The 19,091-nt window shown below is 42.3% G+C and carries 17 protein-coding genes and 1 pseudogene; 5 read left to right on the forward strand and 13 right to left on the reverse strand.

The window, feature by feature from the left end; translation table 11 throughout:
• From OSCIL6407_RS31980 to OSCIL6407_RS0128350, 3 genes are all read left to right on the forward strand, one after another.
• Positions 1–3,743 (forward strand): DUF3987 domain-containing protein (locus OSCIL6407_RS31980; protein ID WP_051045192.1); only part of this gene is annotated, 3,743 nt, incomplete at its 5' end.
• A 324-nt stretch (positions 3,744–4,067) separates the two neighbouring features.
• A complete protein-coding gene (locus OSCIL6407_RS0128345; RefSeq protein WP_007353186.1) occupies positions 4,068–4,325 on the forward strand; it encodes a hypothetical protein in 258 nt (85 codons plus the stop codon).
• Positions 4,326–4,368: 43 nt separating this feature from the next.
• A complete protein-coding gene (locus OSCIL6407_RS0128350; protein WP_007353185.1) occupies positions 4,369–4,761 on the forward strand; it encodes a putative toxin-antitoxin system toxin component, PIN family in 393 nt (130 codons plus the stop codon).
• A 70-nt stretch (positions 4,762–4,831) separates the two neighbouring features.
• On the opposite strand, the gene OSCIL6407_RS0128355 is transcribed toward OSCIL6407_RS0128350, so the two are convergent.
• The 7 genes from OSCIL6407_RS0128355 to OSCIL6407_RS0128385 all read right to left on the reverse strand — a co-directional run bounded on the left by OSCIL6407_RS0128355 (position 4,832) and on the right by OSCIL6407_RS0128385 (position 9,635).
• Positions 4,832–5,476: a hypothetical protein gene (locus tag OSCIL6407_RS0128355; RefSeq protein ID WP_019487971.1), complete on the reverse strand. Its 645-nt coding sequence runs from the start codon at positions 5,474–5,476 to the stop codon at positions 4,832–4,834.
• A gap of 202 nt (positions 5,477–5,678) precedes the next feature.
• Positions 5,679–6,305 (reverse strand): hypothetical protein, encoded by a 627-nt coding sequence (locus tag OSCIL6407_RS31395; RefSeq protein WP_007353183.1) that lies wholly within the window; start codon positions 6,303–6,305, stop codon positions 5,679–5,681.
• Positions 6,302–6,868: a hypothetical protein gene (locus OSCIL6407_RS0128365; protein WP_007353182.1), complete on the reverse strand. Its 567-nt coding sequence runs from the start codon at positions 6,866–6,868 to the stop codon at positions 6,302–6,304. Before OSCIL6407_RS0128365 ends, OSCIL6407_RS31395 begins: the two co-directional genes overlap by 4 nt.
• A complete protein-coding gene (locus tag OSCIL6407_RS36575) occupies positions 6,868–7,062 on the reverse strand; it encodes a hypothetical protein (RefSeq protein ID WP_019487972.1) in 195 nt (64 codons plus the stop codon). Before OSCIL6407_RS36575 ends, OSCIL6407_RS0128365 begins: the two co-directional genes overlap by 1 nt.
• A 73-nt stretch (positions 7,063–7,135) precedes the next feature.
• On the reverse strand, positions 7,136–8,002 hold the full coding sequence (locus OSCIL6407_RS0128375) for a tyrosine-type recombinase/integrase (protein ID WP_007353181.1): 867 nt from the start codon (positions 8,000–8,002) through the stop codon (positions 7,136–7,138).
• 267 nt (positions 8,003–8,269) lie between these two features.
• Positions 8,270–8,917, reverse strand: coding sequence for a hypothetical protein (locus tag OSCIL6407_RS0128380; RefSeq protein WP_019487973.1), 648 nt, complete (start codon positions 8,915–8,917; stop codon positions 8,270–8,272).
• A 40-nt stretch (positions 8,918–8,957) separates the two neighbouring features.
• Complete coding sequence (locus OSCIL6407_RS0128385; RefSeq protein WP_148288963.1) at positions 8,958–9,635, reverse strand: hypothetical protein; 678 nt, start codon at positions 9,633–9,635, stop codon at positions 8,958–8,960.
• 258 nt (positions 9,636–9,893) lie between these two features.
• On the opposite strand from OSCIL6407_RS0128385, the gene OSCIL6407_RS35695 reads away from it, so the two are divergent.
• Entirely contained in the window at positions 9,894–10,049 is a 156-nt protein-coding gene (locus OSCIL6407_RS35695) for a hypothetical protein (protein WP_155523438.1), read from the forward strand.
• A 130-nt stretch (positions 10,050–10,179) separates the two neighbouring features.
• On the opposite strand, the gene OSCIL6407_RS0128390 is transcribed toward OSCIL6407_RS35695, so the two are convergent.
• Together OSCIL6407_RS0128390 and OSCIL6407_RS37400 are read right to left on the reverse strand one after the other, a co-directional pair.
• Complete coding sequence (locus OSCIL6407_RS0128390) at positions 10,180–10,557, reverse strand: hypothetical protein (protein ID WP_148288964.1); 378 nt, start codon at positions 10,555–10,557, stop codon at positions 10,180–10,182.
• Entirely contained in the window at positions 10,554–10,703 is a 150-nt protein-coding gene (locus OSCIL6407_RS37400; RefSeq protein ID WP_155523439.1) for a ParA family protein, read from the reverse strand. The genes OSCIL6407_RS0128390 and OSCIL6407_RS37400 overlap by 4 nt, the downstream gene beginning before the upstream one ends.
• 133 nt (positions 10,704–10,836) lie before the next feature.
• Between OSCIL6407_RS37400 and OSCIL6407_RS31400 the strand changes: the two are divergent.
• Positions 10,837–12,200, forward strand: a pseudogene (locus tag OSCIL6407_RS31400) (IS1634 family transposase).
• A gap of 599 nt (positions 12,201–12,799) precedes the next feature.
• On the opposite strand, the gene OSCIL6407_RS0128410 reads toward OSCIL6407_RS31400, so the two are convergent.
• From OSCIL6407_RS0128410 to OSCIL6407_RS0128430, 4 genes are all read right to left on the reverse strand, one after another.
• A complete protein-coding gene (locus tag OSCIL6407_RS0128410) occupies positions 12,800–13,168 on the reverse strand; it encodes a PIN-like domain-containing protein (RefSeq protein ID WP_019487977.1) in 369 nt (122 codons plus the stop codon).
• Between the two features lie 758 nt (positions 13,169–13,926).
• Positions 13,927–14,571, reverse strand: a complete 645-nt coding sequence (locus OSCIL6407_RS0128415; protein ID WP_007357405.1) for a hypothetical protein — start codon at positions 14,569–14,571, stop codon at positions 13,927–13,929.
• Positions 14,572–14,967: 396 nt separating this feature from the next.
• Positions 14,968–17,187: an SAM-dependent methyltransferase gene (locus OSCIL6407_RS0128425; protein WP_007357404.1), complete on the reverse strand. Its 2,220-nt coding sequence runs from the start codon at positions 17,185–17,187 to the stop codon at positions 14,968–14,970.
• A gap of 13 nt (positions 17,188–17,200) precedes the next feature.
• Positions 17,201–19,072, reverse strand: a complete 1,872-nt coding sequence (locus OSCIL6407_RS0128430) for a hypothetical protein (protein WP_007357403.1) — start codon at positions 19,070–19,072, stop codon at positions 17,201–17,203.
• Between the last annotated feature and the right edge of the window lie 19 nt (positions 19,073–19,091).

The following is a 19,091-nucleotide window of genomic DNA, read 5'->3' on the forward strand; positions in this document are numbered from 1 at the left end:
GTCCCTTGTGCACCATCCGCGAACAAGCCCCATCCTTCAACGTTCCAGCCGACAAAACCACATTTTTCTGCTATGGCTGCCGGGCCACAGGCAGTTGGGCCGACTACATCATGCTTCGGGATGGCGTAGACTTCAAAACAGCCATCAAAACCCTAGCAAATATAGCTAGAGTGCAACTGCCGCCAACCTTTGACAAAGTTTCCGGCCCTATCCGTCAAAGTTACAATCGCAACGGCAATGGTAACAACAACCACGCTGGAAACGCGATTCCTGGCAATGGTAATGGCGGTAATGGCAATGGCGATCGCAGCATTGGTGGCAATCGCAGTGGCAACAACGGCTACAACAGTGGCAACAACGGTATTGACAATAGCGGTAATAACGGCTACAACCACACTGCAAACTCAATTCATGGCAGTGGTAATGGCATTATTAGCAATAGCAATGGCGATCGCGATAACGGCTACACTGCAAACTCGATTCCTGGCAATGGTAATAGCGGTAATGGCAATGGCGATCGCCACAACAACCACGCTGCAAACTCGATTCATGGCAATGGCAGTGGCGGTGGCAATAGCGGCTACACCGGAAACTCGATTCATGGCAATGGCGGTGGCAATAGCGGCTACACCGGAAACTCGATTCACGGTAATGGCAACAGCAACAACAGCCACGCCGGAAACTCTGGCAATGGCGATCGCGATAACGGCTACACCGTAAACTCTAGCAACGGTAATGGCAATAGCAATAGCAGTCGCAACGGCAATGGTAGTAGCGACAACGACTACACCGTAAACTCTGGCAATGGCAGTAGCGACAACAGCTACGGCTACCCCGGAAACTCTGGCAACGGCTATGGCAACAACAACAACAATCAACCCCCACCCGAACCCGAATTCGACCTATACACCCAAGTCCATAACATCGTCACCAGCAACCTAGAACCTGGCCGACAACTAGCCGCCCTAGTCGAACTTGGAGCCGCAACCGGACACCCCCTCAGCGGCATCGAAAAAATTGCCAGAGAAATCGAACTCTCACTCAATCGGCAAAACACCGCCCCCGACGATGCCACCGAACTGTCCAAACTGCTCACTTACCGAGCCGAACACCTAGACATCCCATCCATATATCCCAAAGCCCTAGCCAGCGCCCTCCTCTCCAAAGCCGACTCAGATCGCATCGACCCCATCTACCTCATAACCTACCTGCTAAGCGCTTGCGGGGCCAAACTCGGCGGCAACATCGGCATAGTCGCCAAAAGTGGAGACACAACAGAAGACGACTGGGTAGAATTTCCCATATTTTGGACAATGAACGTCGCCCCCCCATCCAGCGGCAAAAGCCAAACCCAGCGCACCATCTTTAAACCCATCAAACGACAGCAAAAACTGGCACGAACCCAGTACAAACAAGCCAAACAGCACCTTAAACAGCTAGAAAACGCCTGGAAGCAAAAAAACCCCTCCGAGAAAGAAGCCCTCTTAAACAGTCCACAGAACCCCGCAGTCTATGAATCTCAAATGCCAGCACCTCCCGCCAAAGAGATGATTGAAGCCGGTTCTCCAGAAGGCGCATTCAAACGCATGAGCGAATTAGCGCCCCACTCCGGCTGCGCCCTCGTCTTTGACGAACTCGTCCGCGTCTTAAAAATGGATCAATATAAAGATGGCGGCGGCGACACCCGACAAATTCTCCTAGAAGCTTGGGGCGCACCCCTAGACAAAGAATTCGAGCGAGTGGACTCCGAGAACACAGTCATCCTCGAAGACATTGCCATCAGCTTAACTGGGGCAATTCAAACCCAGAAATTCAAAACCCTATGCAGCGACCCCGACGATGGGGACGGCTTAGCCAGCCGCTTCCTGATGGCAATCCCAAAAACACCCGACAACTTTGCCATTTGGTCTAATACAGTCGTTGGGCTTGATTCTATGCTAACTGGCGTTTACGAACACCTCAAAAACCTGCCCAATGCCTTGAAAGACATCCGCCGTAGCATCTCCCGCAGCAATGAAGCCACAATACGCCCATCCTGGGAAGCATCGAACCCACCCGTAATGCTGCACTTTGACTGCCATGCTGAAGAACGATGGCACCGCTGGTGGGAATCTATACGCCGCTACCAGCAAGCGTATGAAGTAGAGAACCCAGCTTTAAGCGCTTACTTGGGCAAAATGCTCAGTCAAACACTGCGCTTAGCGCTGCTGCTGCACTGTCTGGAACTCAAGTTTGAACCGAAAACAGACCCCCAGCGCGTGGGGCTCGACACTTTAGAACGGGCAATTGCCCAAGCTAAATTCCACATTGGTCAGTTTCGGGTGCTGATGTCCTCTACCCATGAAGGCGGTTCCCTCGCCGGCCGCCTGCTTCAAATCCACGAATACGCCTTACGGAAGCAGGGAGAAGTGTCTCCAGTGCAGGTACAAAATACCGTGTTCCGCCACGTCGCGCGCAAACCTACCTTAAGTCAAATCCGCTTGGACTTTAAAACTCTGGCGGACATGGGACACGCTGAACTTTGTGGAGAAGGGAAAAGCTTGCAGCTAAAAGCAGTGGCGGTTAAAAAATCTGATGTCGGAATTCCGACAAGTTTCCGATCGAATTCCGACAATTCACGATTTGCTGAAACAGCTACCAATCATAGCGCTCAGCGATATGGAAGTGAAAATTCCGACAATTCCGACAATTTTGAAAACGCGAGCAAAATTGAATTGGCGGGCAGTTTTGAATTCAACTCAGAACCCTTATTGGAAAACGCAGGCTGTGTTGAATTCGATTCAGAGAACTCATTGGAGGGCACAGGCAGTCTTAATAACCTGGACAATAACTTGCAACTCTCAGCGGAGTCAGCAAAAGAACTGGATGTTTCCCCAAATATGTCCTTAATCTCGGATGCTGGGGAAACAACTTCTCAGGTTGATATGGCAGAGGTGGATGTTGCTGACTTTAGCAATAGCCACGAACCCCTAAATCTGACTCCCAGCTTCCCCTCAACACCTGGTGGAAATATGGTGGACGTTGCCGACTTTAGCAATAGCCAGGAAACTACTACTTCTTTAAATTGTCGGAATAATCGGAATGAGGAAGGTGTAGAGGCTTCAAAGCTAGAGCTAGAGGGGATTTCAGCCAGCATTGAGGTGTCGGAATTTCAGTCGGAAGCGATCGGAAATTCCGATTCTTCCAAGCCTTACCCCCCGACATTGGAAGAACTCAAGGCTTTGATAGTGGCGTGTCAGTCTTTAACGGAACTCAAAACTTTGAATAAGCAGCATGGCATTACTAATGTCGGCAAAGCATATCAAGCCCTTAATCTTTTACAGCAAGCTCATATTGATAGCATTGCTGCGAATGCTGTCCCTCACAAGGTTTACAAATACTTAGGTCAACCTATTAAAGTAGGGCAGCAGTGGTTGAAGCAGGGGGCATTGGTGTATATTGACCCCCAAGCGGCAGCGAGGATGCGGCCTAGTGCTATGAATGCGTCGGTGTGGGACTTAAATGGAGTGCCGCGTGGTTGGAAAGAACCTGTAGAGGTGCTGTTGAGTGATTTGAAAGAGGTGGTTAAATTCAACTCGGAGGTAGTGCCATCTGTACTGCCTTTTCGGGAGAAGCAAGTTGTCGTACACAACAGTCGTAAGAAGCTAGTGCAAGCTATTTTGGGATGGTTTGCTGAAGTCCGCGATGTTGCTCAAAAAATTACTGAAATCGTTCACTTGAGCGAACTGCAATTGAGCACTTAAGGAGCTACAACCCATACAAATTAAGGGCTTCGTTGCTCAAATAGAAAGAGATAATGCCCTTAAGTTCCGACAGAATCTAATTTATTAGAATCCTGTCTAGCTCTTTGTCTAGCACCGATTTTCTAGCTCAACGATTTTCTAGCTCTTTGTCTAGCAACGATTTTAAATCTTACCTGCGCTTCATAAGCTGTTGCGCCGGAAAGTTTTGCACGTCCCAGCCCTGACTGCATATTGTTAATGCTCCCAAAATAACAATTTAGATGTGTGTTAGTTTAGAATTAGAAAAACTTGGTTGAATTTCGTGATTTTGCAGGAGATAGGGAAATGACTGTGCCACCTTTAGTAATTCAGGTAACAACAGAAGGGCAGTTAAATTTGCCACCATCCGTCCGGGAAAGTCTACAACCAGGGGATGAATATATTCTTTGGCAAGAAGAGGATACGATTGTTTTGAAGAAGATTCAAAAGCTCAAAGGATTATCGAATTTATGGCAAAGAATAGAGCAGCTTGGGGATGACCCGGAACAGCCTTCAATGCAGGAAATTACGGCAATAGTGAAGGAAGTTAGACAGCGGATGTGAAGGGATGAAAGTTTTATTGGATACGAATATCTAGATTTATGGCTTGCTTTGGGGTGGAAATCCTAAAAAGGTCATTCAGCTTGCTGCACTGGAAAAGATTACTGTTTATACGTCTTTATCTTTGTTTCAGGAACTAGAACAGACTTTAGGTTATCCTAAGCTGCAACTGCGTCTCCAAAAATTAGAGATAACAGTGAATTATCTGCTTTCAGAAGTAAGGCGAATGACACAGTTTTGTGAGCCAATACTGCTGGCTGACATTCCTGAATTAAGAGATGCGAAGGATAAAAAAATTTTAGAGGCAGCGCTGTCTGTTCCAGTGGAGGTAATTGTTTCGGGAGATGAAGATTTACTGGTGCTGGGAGAGTTTCAGCAAATTCCTATTTTGAGGGCATCGGGATTTTGGGAGCGTTATGGAGCCGAATTGTCTAGCTGATTTCGATGTGTTGGAGGAGTGGTTAGGATCGACCGTTACAAAAATACACTTCAGAAACTGCGATCGCAGTCTATCCTTCTGCAATAACTTGACCAATATGCTTTAAAATCCTCAAAACATCATATAGACGATTGCGTAAAGGTACGGGTGAAAAAATATCTGAAACATCATACTGAATTATATCCTGCTGAGATAACTTCACAAATATAATCTCATTCCCATTTGTCACCATGCCAAACCCCGGTCGATCCTGATTGGGATTTGCCATCATATACGCCAGCGTTTGCGGCACTGCTGACATTACCGAAATCGTCGTCCGTTTTGACTCCAACAGCGTCACCCAAAACCGATTTTGCACTACTAAAACATCAATTCGACCCCGCAAATTTTCTGCATCATCTTCATCTTCATCCAACATAATCTCAACCGATGCCTCCCCCCGCATTTTAAAAGGAGAGTCATAAAAACCTGCTTTTTCTAATAAAGGCGAACCCATTAGCAGCGTCACTGTCCCCTCAGTCAGACTCCCACCTGCTAAATGATAAAGATACCGCCGTCTAATTAAATCTAGAGATTCTTTTTCTGCATCAGTAATCTCTGGCAAACTCTCATACCATTCCGTAAAAAATCGCTCATCTTCCGTCCGCCTCAAATTAAAGCGACTTTCCACATCCGCAAATGTTTTAATAACATCAGTAATAGCTGTTTTTTGCACCACTTTTTACCTACGTTCTCCACATCTTATCGTAATTTATGATTGTACCAGTCTGTCACTACTTTGATTGATTAATACTTGGGGCGGTTTTTGATTACTAAAACACGATCGGGATTTGAGGTAAGTTATGACTAACTAAATATTCACCTTTCCAGCGATTTTGCCCGTCCAATATATTGACATATAACACATCATGTGCAGCTTATACACATACCTCCTTGGGAAAACGCTGTGGCACAAGTTTATATTGTTTTTCTAACCATAACTTCGCCTCTTCATAGGTGAAACTCAAAAAAACTAGCCGATTGTTTTGAGATGGATCGTAAACACAGCTAATTCCTTGCTTATCTCGAACCAAAAGCATAACTTTTAGAGGAAAATTCCTTGCATCTATCCACAACTCTGTAAATTCCCAGTCATCGGATGGATGTTCCATTAGATAAAATGATGCACTTTCAATTTCCCAATCAACCCATTCTAACGGGTTCTCAAAAGCACCTTCTAATCCAAATAAACTTACAGTTTTACCAACATCGGGAAAATCATCATCTATGACTGTTGTAGAGTTTTCTTCCAAAGGTTGAAAACGATTAGAACCAGGAGGTTCTTCTACATATCCAGTTAGCTGACGTACCGATGATTTCACTTCATCGAAAATTAGGTAAGATTTGGATAGGAAAAATATTTCATTTTGGGGATTAAGTGGATGACCTGGTAGTAACCCTAGTTGACGGGTGGGAATGACAATTTTTGAATCACGAATTAAAGGTGGCTCTAAGTTACAATTGGTAAAATATAGTAGGTCAAAATGATTGCTAATTATAGTCATTTTATTTTTTCCAAAATAGTTGTTTTTAAGCTGGATAATGGAATTTCTAAAGTGCCATCATTTCTAGGCGTTTCCCTGGTAAATTTTTGGTTAATAAATCTGGTATCTAGTGGCGCATTTTCTTGTAAAACTTTTAATCCCAGTTGCTCAATGATTTCGACACTTGGGAGTTTGCCAAAAGGATTTCTTTTAGTGGAATTGATATAAAGACGACCTCCTATTTTTAGTACGGGTGCTGCATATTCAAGAAAATATGCCTGGGGATTACTAACTATAATTTGGTCTATACTCTGTTTAGGTAATTTGGGTAAAAATTCAGCAATTGATGCTTTAACTCCTGACTCAGCAATCAAGTCAACGTTGATAGCTTCGGGAATCTGAGAAATTTTACCGCCAAATAAATCGAGAGTTACATTCTGTCCTAAGATAAGTTGATTGGTAATTAACTCAACTCCTTCTATTATATTTAAACTTAACTCATAAGAGAGAGCAAAGGGATTGTGTTTCTGAGTGGGTTCTGTGGGTTCGCTAGAGGATGTTGAATGATTGTCTTCAGTTGGCATTAGTGCAATTTTTCAGAGATAGTTAAGTGTAGCGACCTTCCGAGGGCAATTGTGACCAATTCAAAATCAAACGTTGCCTTCGAGCGATCGCTTCCCAAACTGTTGAGGTACACCGCTACTGGATGCAATGCCAGTGGCACCGGTGAGAGCAGTTTCAAGGTTTCCGGTTGTTGCTCTCCAATTCGGTTGAGCATTTACTCTTTCTAAGTTTCCAAATGACGCTCAACCAATCTAGCACGCGACTCTCTCAGCAACGCCTCCTACTGGCTATGGCAAGTATAGTCCTGAACTATCATCAGGTTGAGCGTGGAGGTAGCGGCTGGTAATGGCAATGCTGGAATGACCCAATGTTTCACTGACTAAGTGAATTTTTGCACCCCGCTCCAAGGCGTGAGAAGCATGAGCGTGGCGGAGGGTGTGGGGTGAAACTTTACCAGTAATTTTCGCAGGTTTGGCGGCGGCTTGAACAATCTTGTGTACCCACTCTCTCTGCAAGTGTCCTTGCCCGTCGTGGCTGTGCTTTTGAGAGCGAAACACCGGCTCGTTCTCCCCTGAATCGCCCCGCAACCTTTGCAATTCTACCCACAGAGAAGCTGGGATGAGTACCGTCCTGGTTTTAATACCTTTTCCCGTCACTGTGATTTGCCCTTTATTGTTGCGAATCGATAAGTGCTTCCACTTCAAAGCGCATAACTCTGACACTCTAAATCCCCCATAATAAAGCGTTTTTATAATTAGTTTATTTCTCAAATTTGATTCCAAATCTATCATTGTCAGCACTTCTATTTCTGACAGCAGCCGTTCCGATAGGGTATCAGGAGCTTTCGGAAGCGGGAGGGGCGCTCCCACATTGCGGGGCAAAATTTCAATTTTGGTTCCAAACGAGAGCAGGGATTTGACGGCCGCCATAATGGTGCGCTGAGTTGAAGCTGACAGGTTGTTCTGTTCCAAGGAAGTCGCAAACCCTTGGACTTCTGCCAGTGTGACCAATAACAGAGGCTTACCCGCAAACTCCAGGAAGCGCTGGGCATACAGGCGGTAATAACTCTGAGTGCGCTTGCTTTTGCCATGCAACCACATATTCAGCAATTGGTCAGTAGCAGTATCCGTTTTTTCCGCTGACAGAAGTGCCATTTCTACACCATACTGGTCATAAAAAACACTTTAATCACTTATTGTAGTTTTTAAACAAAAAGAAGGATCTGGCGGTGCTGGAGTCTTTCTCACCCCACGATTGGAGCCGGATGTTTGGTTTTGCGATTACCGCCTCGATGCTGGGTTAGATGTTGTGACTGTGAAGAAGTTGGTGGGCTATGCTCGACCCCTCACGACGACCAGGTACGATCTTGAGACGCTTCACTGTGAGGTGAAGCATAAATACTTGGCTACTTTACAAAACTTTTACTTCTGATTCTTTTTCTTTAACTTTTTAAGCTCCTGATCGTACAATTCTGCTGCTTCTTGCAAGGGATTTTTGCGTTGTTTAGGTGTGGAGGCTGGTTGCTTTAGCAATGTATTATCTAGTTCAGAAGATAACTGGCTGTAGAAAGACTCGATTGTTCCTTCACCAGGTTCTTCACTTAAAGGTTTGACATTGTTAATACTAGCAGCAAATATCTCGGCTTCAGCCGCAAAATCTGCGGTAGATATGCTGTCGGGGGGTTGCCAGCGATGCACGAAATCGTATTTCCATAAACTTCGTTCCATCACCTGAATTAAACTTATTTTTAATGCTGTTGTTATTGCTATTGCTTGCTGGTATACTTTCTCTCCAATCGCCCGTTTGTTAAACAAAAAATCGTAAACATAAGGAATTCCCCATAGAATTCCTACTGCTTCAGCTTGTCGCACCGAAACCAATCCACCGAATAACTTTCCTATATATTTATCTAAAGCTTGCTGGTTAAATGCAAAATATTTATCGGGATTGGTTAAATTCTTTCGAGGTAAATTTCGGTCTTCAAGAAAATCAAACACTACTGTCCAGATAGTTTGACTGGTGATGAAATTTACCTGCTTTTGTTCGATCATATAGACAGAAAAAGCCATTGACAGAGTGCGTAAATCTTTTTCAAAGTTCCGCTTTAAATCAATTTGTAAAATCTTGATTTTTCTCTATAACTGCGGTCAAGTTTCCCAGAATTTCCTGTTCAAATTCACTGGTGTTTTGACTATAATATTCAGTAGCTGTAGTCCGCAAGTTTTCCCCATCAAATGGGACACCGTTTTTAAGTTGTTGGTAAGCTTGCTCAATTAAGCTCATCAAAACAGTATCGGCTAGTTCTGTTTCAGTACCGCCCAATACTTGGGGCGATTTCTGTACATTATGATAGGTAGCACGGCACAAATCTACTGCTATTTCTGTAGTACCATAAAATTTCAGTTGTGCTAAAACATCGAGTACAAAGTCTATTCCTGACACCGAATCTGCTATAGATCGAGTTAGGGAAGTGCGTACCTGAGCGAGATCGTTGCGAAACAGATAATACTCTACTAAAAGATTGTCGAAATAGGGATATTCTTCCTGATACAACTGTGGTTGCTGCTGTTGAAACTTAGTAACGAAAGCTAGGAAAAGCTCAATTAGATTGTTGCTATCTAACTCATCGCGCATTTCCACCAGTATTGTTCCCAAATCCACGTCCTGAATTAACTGGGGAGATAGTGGTTGGTCGAATACCTCCATGAGCATTTCATATCTCTGTTTGACAGCGGTCAGATCGTAAGCATCGCACCACTGTTCGGGGTCGGTCAATATTATAGTCATAGAAAAAAACTTTCTCTTCATTAATAACTGTATCAGCGAAGTTGTGCTGTCACTAACCGCAAAGTAGTAACTTAAATCCTTCATTTGATTTTTGATTTGGTTTGATTCGTGGTTTTTGCAAAAAAACCCTTGAATTGTGGGCGTTTGAGAGAATTTCCCCTGAATTAAGCCGAGTATTATTTGAGAAAGTGCAAGATAAACCCGCAACGCCTTACCTGGTAAGAGTTTGAATTGCTACTTTGCTGCGGATGTCAGCGTATGACTGAGCGCGATTCGGTGTTCGGCGAGCTTACACGAGCCGCTGCTCTCACCGTCGAAGCCTTCGCTATTTTTGGGCCTCATAGAACTGCGCGATCGCCCCTTCCTACACCTTCCTCCAGCAGTCCCGACTGCCAGGAGTCCAAGTCAACTTGAGGCTCTTATATTCTTACTAGATCAGACTATATTAGAATTATTTAATAGTACCATGATAGTATTACAGTATTACAATATAAAATGGGTTAAACGGGCAGCTCGGTTGAGGAGTTCAACAAACGGGCTCTGCTCACAAGCCCAGCTTTTTTCGCAAATCTTCTACCGTTAGCACGCCATCGATCTCGACATCGCTGCAATGAAGCAGGTCTACAGCCACGCTAATCAAGTGCCGGGGGAAGACTCGCTCTCCTGCGGGGACTGGGTTGATATTGTTGTCCCGAATGGTTTGAGCTGTTTCCGACAGCCACTGCTGCTGATCGCGGGTTAACTCGATTACCATGCTGACTGGCTTTTCTTTCGACTTTTTGGCAGATGAGCCAGTTTTGGCAACTTTAGCCTTGGGCGCGTCTGCGGTTGCAGCCGGCTCCTGAGTTTCGCTAGGTACGGAAGAGTTAAAGGCAGAGAACTGAGAAAGGCTGACCATTCCATTCATCTTGTCTCGCTTCATTTTAACCTCCATAATTTTTGGCATTCTTTGGCTAAGCTCTGATAAGCCTTCGTCGCGGGGGACTTGGGCGCGTAATCGAGTAACGACTTCTGAGAGGCGATCGCCTCAGCAGCGACGATGTTTTCGGGGATATTGGTGTAGCCCACATTCCGCAGATATTTAAGTTGCGTTAATAGAGGATAGATTCGGAATAAATAACGCCTAAAGTGATTGCTATGCAATCATTTTAGGCTTTTTTAGGATATAATAATTTCCACCACTAACCCAACTCTAAAAACTATGAAAAAGCCCTCAGAAGCGATAAATATTGTAAATTTAGACCATTTGGGAATAGTAGCAGGAATAATAGATGAGATGGAATTGGTAGAAGAAGTCAACAAAAAAGTGGGATTAAGAACCAAAGAAACCCTCAGCCCAGGACAAGTAATGAAAGCGATGATTTTGAACGGATTGGGGTTTTTGAGCGCCCCAATATACCTATTCGATACATTTTTTGTAGGAAAAGCAACAGAACATCTAATTGGAGAAGGAGTAACGCCTGAACAATTAAACGATGACAGGATAGGCAGAGCATTAGACAAATATTATCAAGCTGGGACGATAAAAGTGTATTTGTAGAGAGACTGAAAGAATTTCAAAATCAGTGGACATTTGACGGTATATGTGTAGCAGACAGTGCCTTATACACAGCTCCTAATTTGTCAGCGATGGCAGGAATGAAATGGATAACCAGAGTGCCATTAAGTATCAAAGAAGCTCAAAATAAAATCTGGGATATAAAAGATAATGCCTGGGAGCCAAATCAAATAAAGGGGTATAAAATAGCAGCGATATCAAGTGAGTATGCTAACATCAAGCAAAGATGGCTAGTGATAGAGAGTGAAATCAGAAAACAAGCAGCAATTAAAACAATAGCCAAGCAAGTAGAGAAACAGTTAGAATCAGCCAAAGCCTCAGTGCGTAAGCTATCGGGGCAAGAGTTTGCTTGTATTACCGATGCAGAGATAGCAATAAAAAGGTTATCAGATTCTTGGAAATATCACCAGATTGCAGAAATTGAATACCGAGAAAAGCCAGTCAAAAAAACGACAATTAAGCCGAAAATATCAAGCCAGACCAAGACAACAGTTTATCAAGTTACAGGTAAAATAGAAACCAGAAAATCAGTAATAGAAGCGGAAAAAGTCAAAGCCGGGAGATTTATATTAGCCACGAATATCTTAGATACTAAAACAGTGAGCAATCAACAGGTATTATCGGAGTACAAAGCGCAGCAAAGTAACGAGAGAGGATTTAGATTTATCAAAGATCCGTTATTTTTTACGTCAAGCGTATTTGTGAAAAAGCCGGAGCGAGTGGAAGCAATTGGAATGATAATGGGACTGTGCTTGTTAGTTTATAACCTAGCTCAAAGGAAATTGAGACAACAATTAGAAGCTAGCAATGAGGGGGTGAAAAATCAGGTGAAGAAATTAACAAATAAGCCGACGATGCGCTGGATATTTCAGATGTTTCAAGCGGTGCATTTAGTGTCGATAAATGGAGAGAAGCAAGTCAGCAATTTAACCCAAGACCGTCAAGATGTATTAAAGCATTTAGGGCAGTATTGCTGTCAATACTATTTAATATTTTCAAGTGGATGATGATTGATATTAAGGTATAAATATTTGTAAATAATCTTCATTTATGAGTCAAGACAATTTGCTCTTGGCATGAGTTGACTTTGTTAAAAAGATGAGTTGAAGTGATAAATATAGCGACATGAATATATTAGAAAAAGTCAATTCTTTCAACTTACTTAATCTAGGTAAATTTTACAGGCTCCTGTAACGCTAAAACCCCATAAGTTCAATCCAAAAGCATATTGGCTCCCAGCTTTCACAACTAATAAAAAAATCCCAGCCACATCTGCGGAATGTGGGTTAGACAGCGCCAGGGCAGCGCCCAAGTTGAGGACAGTTGTGGATTTGCAGGTTCCCCCCTTAAGGTTGAATACAGCCACTTTTAGCATAATTAAATAATTAAATTATAGAGTAATAGTATTACAGTATTAGTGCATATTGGCAAGTGCTGAATCCTTAGTCTTCTTGGTCAAGGAAGGCTTTCGGCTTTTGGCTTTCTCATTAACTTTAGGGGGTGACAACCCTTCTGAAATCCTGATAGATAAAGTGTGGAGGCGGATTTACCTGAAAACAGAGCGCAGCGATTGTGACAGCTTTATTGACAATTAGGTTGTTGACTTTCAACGATCTGCTGCACCAGTTTCAACAACAACGTCAAGATTTTTCCAAATCCTTACAGATCCCCGCTTGTCAACCTTGGCAATAAATGGGGGTTGGTTGCCTTGAGCGAAACGCTCCATTTTAGCCCGCGCTTCCACAAAAATAGTCGCCATTTCTTCACCTGTCAAATTCCCTGTCGCTAACACAAATACTTTCGCGCCCGAATTAGCGATCGCTATTTGCTCTAAAATATTACGCCCAATCCGATCGTCCTTCGTTAAAATCAACCATCCCCAACTGCTCACGAATGGCAACCATTCCGTATCCAGGGCATCTGGCAAAAAATGATCGTCGTGAATTTCCACCCGCACGCGGGGTGAAATGAGCAACCGACACTGTTGGCGAATTCAGTGCAAGACCTATGTGAGGTTAGTCAGTTCACAAATAAAGCGATCAACTGACATTTCCTTTTACCATGTAATACACGGTTGGGGGATAATTCTGGCTATGGCTCCCCAATTTTTTAGTGCCGCTGCGCTTTGGGATATTTCGTTTTTCTCTCTCCCATGTATTACACCGTAGAATCAAAATCATTTCTATACTATCGTTGTAATACATGGTGTTAACCAAGATGAAACGGGATATTCAGGGTAAATTTGCGCTCAAAAACGACGACTATCGTTTAGTTCGCTCCCTGAGACTAACCGATAGAAACCTGGAAGGCTGGTATTGTTGCCGAATGCAACGGCTTAACCAGGGCTGACTATTTAGAACAGATTGTGCGGGACGCTATCCTTCCAGGTATTACACGGGATGAAACACTCAATTTACCATGTAATACATGGAAAGAACAATCCCCTCCTCCGTGTAATACGACGGACGAGGAGCATCGTCCTCAAAGCCCAACTCCCCTCATACCCCAACCAGAAGCACTCTTATGCTTTACGCGATCGCACTTTGTGGGAACTAAAGTTAGGTAAGCAAGCTACTGGATAGAAAGTGGCCCTTCAAGCTATCAATCGTTTCATCGCTGAATTGACTTACCCAAACACAAGCATTTTTTGACTTCGCCAACAGCATCGACTGCTCATTTACCCCCGATCACCAAAAGTTGCCAAGACCCACATTTGGTTGCAATTTGCTGTAATTACTTGCCAAGAGATTCCAAATTATCTGGTCTTCCTAACAAAATATCTGACCAAGGCAGTTTCACCAATTCTGGCTCAAGATACTTAAACCTGAAATCACAGCTAATCCTAGTAAAATCCGTTTCATTTTTAACAGTTCCATGTTCCAAATATCCTCCATCCCAAATAAAAGCTTCTCCATATTTTAAATTTATTGGCTGGTAGTTTTTTTTACCGTAATCTGTTTCACACCATACAGTATTAGTATCAAAGACATCTGTAAAAGGTAAATAACAATTGATCTGATCTTCTCTTTTAGTAATATTAGCATCTCGATGAAATTCACTAACGCTCCCCGTCCCTGCTAAATGTACTCTCATCTTTGGATGAGCCGAATAGCTAACCTTAAAGCCATACTTGGGAGCAAGAACTTCCGCAACCCATTTATGATAAACCTGATAAAACAAAGATTGATCTGGGAGTTGTTGCATCAGTTTTCTTAGCTTGATATTATCTTGATAAGAAATCTGAGTAGAGCCAATTTTCTTAGACAAATAAATGTGCAGTTTATTTATTTGAGGAACCTTAAATACATAAGCACAAAGCAATTTATTAAATGGATACTTGTCCGGATCGTAAGCAATGACTTGAGAGTATTTGAGCATAGCTTTATCACTAATAGTTTGTCACTAATACTAAATTTTTTTTTGATTGTAAGACTTTACCACCGATGGATTTTTGCAGAGAAAGAGAGCCAGAAAGTCTCTTTTCCTTATCATTATACAGCGGTTCCTGCTGTAATGCGGTACAATAAACAAAAGAAATATTATTCTGTAGTTAAAGTCTGTTAAAACTATAGACAGTTTTTTTCTGTTGTTGCTCCAAGTCTCCTTGAAGGTCAACGGTCGCTAGTCTCACAAGCGATCGCACTTTTTGGCCTGCTTAGTCTAAACTCCAATAGATCGATCTGTTGATGCTAAAGTTTTGTTAACCAAGTCAGATACTTGATTGACAAGGGATAAATGTTGAATCAGATCTGAAGAATTCATGAGAAATGCCTCCTAGCCTAATCTAGAAAGAATTTTATTAACAACCATGCTGGTATAGTTATGTTTTTCCCACTTATGCCAAAGTAGAAGTCCCCCTTTGCTACTATTTGACTGAACAATAGCTGCTAAATAAGCAGATGCCCATTCCGGTATTTTTGGTCCAAAGTAGTCTGATTTTTCTTTGTAAATAGAAGAACCATAACACTTAGAGGACTCATCTTCTTCGGCGGATTTGGACTCGCCAAAAAACTCGATCGATTTAATAATCGGGTCGATTAAGAGGGTTACTTTTCCAGAATAACAATCTTTATCACCACCCTGCCAAGAGAGTTGACCTTTTTCAAAAGAAAACAACGACACTTGTTTGCTGTTCACTAACAATCCTTTTTCTGAAATAATAAACTTATTAATTGCCTCAGAAAACCGACCAGTTGTTCTTATTGCATATTCCCCAAATATTTGCGACAAATCTGAAGTGTTATATAGCTGATTAGCCAAGGGCAAAAATTCTTTTCTCTTAGGATCGATCTCCTGAGCCGTGAAGTTATTCTTAGCGGGAATTAAGTCATCATTCGTCCAAAGTTTTCCGATAATTCTTCGGTTGCCTTTTGGGGTTATATCTAGTCTTAAAAACCCGTTGTAAGGATTTCCCGATTTAGCGTTCCACTTAATGATTCCGTTATTAAAAACAAATTTTTTGATCCGAATATCATTGATGTAAATAATGCTACTTGCTCTTCGACCCTGATTTCCGATAATTGTGACAACGATCTCTTTAAGAGGTTCTAAGAATACGCCTGTCCAAGGAAATAGATTGTTGCGATTGAGATAATCGATCGATTTGTTAAGGAAAGACCAATCTATTTGATGTCCTCTCTCTTTCAGCCAGAGGTTAAGTTGTTCCCTAGCCTCCTCTTTGTTCAAAGAGCCAATTTTTTTAAGAAGTGAGCTTGAGGAAGTCCTTTTCGTTAAAAGTTCAGTAATAAATTTCTCTGTTTCTTTTGAACGAAGATATCCTCCTTTGCAGGCAACTTGTATTGCCCCCGAGTCTCTAGTGGCGAGCATTCCTCTTTCTTTATCTGAAAGGGCAGAAAATCTGGGATTGTCAAGTGCTTTAATCGGCTCTTTTTCATAAAGCTCTTGCAATTCCGTATCAAAACGAAGCTCAATTAAAAACTTACTGGCTTCTGTCTCTGGTTGCCACCTATAAGATGCGGGAATCCTAAAGTTTTCAAAAGCATCAAAGGCTTTCATTTCTTTTGAACTGTAAAGTCCTATTTCTCGCAAGGGGTTTTTCGGCTTAATTAGAGTTTGACCTTTACGCAGCAAGCCCAAATCTCTAACAACATTTACATTGGAAGCGATCGCATCTCGAGGCGGAATGTAGAATGTAGAAAGTCCTGTGATCTTAAGCTGAGTTTCGGGATCGTGCATCTCGTTGAGATGATAAATCTCGATCAGGGGCGGAATTGTTGGATACCTTGAGCCAATATAATGAGTAACCTTGTACTCTTCCCCATAGATATTTTGCAACCAACTAATAAAATAGGAAAAATCATTATTTAAATAGCCTTGTCTGCGGAATCCTAGTTCTCCGATTAACCCTACTTGCCAAAGAACTACATGGAGACTAGTATCGAGATTTCTTTGTCTCACTAAGGCATCTGTAGCCTCATGAGTCTGTAAACCAGGATGACAAGGATCTATTCCTATATCTGCACATAAAGTATCAAGAGCACAAACACCTGCCTTCATCACAGCTTTATAGCCTTCCCGACGAGCTATTTTTATCGCTCTATGAGTGGACAAGACAAAAATACCTGGATGCCCGTAGAAAACGACAACAACTTTAAGCCCTTGTCTAACCCAGTAGAGTTGGGCTTCTGTCATTTGCATATAAGTTGTGTACCTGACTTTATTTTCTCCATACAAAACATATAAATCTAAGGCATCTGGTCTTAAACGCTTAAGCCAAACAATTGTTGCCGGATCGGCAACACAAAAGAGAACTTTGTCGGCAGCTTCAATCAGTTTTTGGTCGCCTAATGAAATTCCGATTGTCTCAATACCGGAGCCAATTATTATTAACTCACCTTTTTTTGAACAAGGGAGTATTTCGCACGAATCCACTTCTCTGACTTCATCTCTGATCGAGGCAATACCTTTAGCTAGTTCTTCCCAAGCCTTTTGATGCTCTTCATAGGTAGGATATTTGCTTTGATTCGTAGCCATTTATTACTCCAAACTAACTAATTTTTGCAATGAATTTTAAAGCAACCGCCGCACCAACTTTCAGTGGAAGCTCCTTTCCTTGATACTTGTAATCACCCAGAGTTGTGTAAGCTTTTGGCCAATCTGCTTGAGAGGAGTAAGTCGCCATAGCATTTACTGCATCAAGTTCATCGCTGGTTGACCAACGCCATGCTTGTTGTGCTGCATCCTCTCGATCGTTTTTCAAGGAGAGAAGACCAGCTACCACCATATTTTGTTCGTTTACAGAAGCTCCTTGGTGAACATAATAGGAAAATGTAGTCCATCTCTCTTCAATTGAATTGGCAGGATTCTCCATATAATTCATCAGCAGTCCCAAAGGTGATGCCTGTTGTGGTGCTAGATCGGAATAATCCTGCTCGCTCTTCTTGTACCACAACTCTAGAAGCTTTTGCGCTCCAGTCATTGCACCCATCACGGCAGCATTCTTCAAAATAAATTTAAAGATCGCACCCTTCTCTTCCCATAAAGCCTTTCCAACATTTTTAACCAAGCCTATTAGTGCTGAACCATCGATATTGATATCCGTATCAATGTCAGTGTCAATATCAATGACAGTATCAACTACGTTATCAACTACCGTATCAATATCTGTATCAATATCAACATCAATATCGACATCGATATCGACCACAACAAACGGTACATCAATATCAACATCAATATCAACATCAATATCAACATCAACATCAACATCAACATCAACATCGGTATCAACATCGGTATCAACATCAGTGTCAACATCGGTATCGATATCAACATTAACAAGGTCTCCGGCATCCCCTTCTGCGCTGGTAAATTTCTCTGAGAGCCAATCGGAAACCTTACTTAAATCGCTCTTGACTGCATCAATGACAGCTTTTCCACCAGTCTGAAGAGCATTAAAAATATCTGGAATATTCTTCCCTAGGGCAATAACGGTATGACCGATCATCACTAAGTTGACACCCGTATAAGATAGATAGGCTAAATCATAGACCGCCATCCACCAAGCTATTTTGGGAACTTCATAGGGCTGTACGATAACATCATCGCCATCGATCTTCCCTGTAAAAAACAGTTCTATAGTACCGTCATCACCATCATGAAGTTCCATATTTTGCAGAACTGCTTGCAGTTTTATGCCAGAAGTATCTGATGCTCCACTATCCGTGAGGCTTCCTTTGGCGTAGGTTAAATCTACTACTGTGCCATAAATTGGGGAGCCAGTATTTGAATCGAATCCTGTAATTGGATTGTACTTAACACTTCCATTACTGGCAAAAACTATTTCGCCACTCTTTGTCTTTGGTAAAACTAAGGGAATAAATGGTTGAGGTGCTTCAGGATTATAACAATAATAGGTGCCTACCCAAGCACGACCATCATTTTCTGCCCAGTGTGTCACCCCGGAAAATTTCAAGTAATCAAATCCAACTTTATTCTCTGAAAACCATTGATCTAGTAAATCCTTTTGATTGACTAAATTCTGATTATCGATAATTATTTCATTGATATCTAAAGAGTTTGGGCTATAGGGATTGGCTTTATAGGATTTGTAAAAAGCTAGTGCTGCCTCTGCTTTAGTCTCGTCGTCTTGGGAAATAGTAACATTTGTGTCTCCAAGAATATTGGAAACTACTGAAGCTAGGGGAAATCCGTCGGACTGTCTGGCAAAGGACAAATAGACTAAAGGTTCGGTTGGTGTATAGTCCTGTTTGGAATTGGCCGCAACTGAACCTACTTTAGTATAGATCGGATATAGTGTATCTGGATTGGAAGCAGAAGCTCCTGTGGGAACTTGGTAAGTGTAAATATCTAATGGCTGATTGTATTGATTATCGATGTGAACTGGATGTCCTGTCATGATCTACTCCTTTAAATTT

The sequence above is a fragment of the Kamptonema formosum PCC 6407 genome (genome assembly GCF_000332155.1).
GTDB lineage: Bacteria > Cyanobacteriota > Cyanobacteriia > Cyanobacteriales > Microcoleaceae > Kamptonema > Kamptonema formosum.

What these genes read in the sequence shown, in the direction of transcription:
- OSCIL6407_RS0128425 (WP_007357404.1), bottom strand. Translation starts at nt 17,187, where the DNA reads ATGGCTACGAATCAAAGCAAATATCCTACCTATGAAGAGCATCAAAAG.
- OSCIL6407_RS31395 (WP_007353183.1), bottom strand. Translation starts at nt 6,305, where the DNA reads ATGACTATAATTAGCAATCATTTTGACCTACTATATTTTACCAATTGT.
- OSCIL6407_RS35695 (WP_155523438.1), top strand. Translation starts at nt 9,894, where the DNA reads ATGACTGAGCGCGATTCGGTGTTCGGCGAGCTTACACGAGCCGCTGCT.
- OSCIL6407_RS0128375 (WP_007353181.1), bottom strand. Translation starts at nt 8,002, where the DNA reads ATGGCACTTCTGTCAGCGGAAAAAACGGATACTGCTACTGACCAATTG.
- OSCIL6407_RS36575 (WP_019487972.1), bottom strand. Translation starts at nt 7,062, where the DNA reads ATGCTCAACCGAATTGGAGAGCAACAACCGGAAACCTTGAAACTGCTC.
- OSCIL6407_RS0128380 (WP_019487973.1), bottom strand. Translation starts at nt 8,917, where the DNA reads ATGGCTTTTTCTGTCTATATGATCGAACAAAAGCAGGTAAATTTCATC.
- OSCIL6407_RS0128365 (WP_007353182.1), bottom strand. Translation starts at nt 6,868, where the DNA reads ATGCCAACTGAAGACAATCATTCAACATCCTCTAGCGAACCCACAGAA.
- OSCIL6407_RS0128345 (WP_007353186.1), top strand. Translation starts at nt 4,068, where the DNA reads ATGACTGTGCCACCTTTAGTAATTCAGGTAACAACAGAAGGGCAGTTA.
- OSCIL6407_RS0128390 (WP_148288964.1), bottom strand. Translation starts at nt 10,557, where the DNA reads ATGAAGCGAGACAAGATGAATGGAATGGTCAGCCTTTCTCAGTTCTCT.
- OSCIL6407_RS0128415 (WP_007357405.1), bottom strand. Translation starts at nt 14,571, where the DNA reads ATGCTCAAATACTCTCAAGTCATTGCTTACGATCCGGACAAGTATCCA.
- OSCIL6407_RS0128385 (WP_148288963.1), bottom strand. Translation starts at nt 9,635, where the DNA reads ATGACTATAATATTGACCGACCCCGAACAGTGGTGCGATGCTTACGAT.
- OSCIL6407_RS0128430 (WP_007357403.1), bottom strand. Translation starts at nt 19,072, where the DNA reads ATGACAGGACATCCAGTTCACATCGATAATCAATACAATCAGCCATTA.